Genomic DNA, 617 nt, shown 5'->3' on the forward strand with positions numbered 1-617 from the left:
GGTTATATCTGTAAGAAACTATCAGAACAGAATATATTTATGGTGATGGGGTATCGCCGATTTGGAAAGCGAAATAAAGACGTTCCGAAAAGCCAATTTAAATATGTAAAAGAAATGAATGTATTTGCTTGTCCGATGGGATGTATTTTAGAATATACGACAACGGATCGCGAAGGATATCGTCAATATAAATCAAATCCAGAAGACTGCGCTGTTTGTCCGCTACGTGAGGTATGCTTTTCAAAAAAACAAAAACAAAAAGTTATCACTCATCATATATGGGAAAAATATAAAGATATCGCTAGAAAAAACAAACTAACAGCTACAGGGAAAAGACTGTATAAAGTACGCTGTTCAACTATAGAGCGAAGCTTTGCGGATGCCAAAGAACTACATGGCTATCGATATGCTCGGTTTCGAGGGCTGAAGTCTGTCCAAATGCAAGCTTACCTCACCGCAGCTTGTCAAAACATGAAAAAAATAGCCCTTCACCTAACCAAAAAGGGTCTGGTGGAGGGCTGTTTTTCTAAAATTTATTATTTTATATTGTTTTCATTTACTAAAATTAAAAAGGATTGCAGAATGTTGGGAACCCTAAAGGGTTTCCCAACACTCTG

At 36.8% G+C, this 617-nt stretch carries 1 protein-coding gene; it reads left to right on the forward strand.

The annotated features are described in order from the left end of the window. The coding region (locus JDS92_RS30080) for a transposase (RefSeq protein WP_242476061.1) at window positions 1-617 on the forward strand (617 nt) is incomplete at both ends.

This window comes from Bacillus cereus group sp. N12, from assembly GCF_016483575.1.
GTDB lineage: Bacteria > Bacillota > Bacilli > Bacillales > Bacillaceae_G > Bacillus_A > Bacillus_A toyonensis.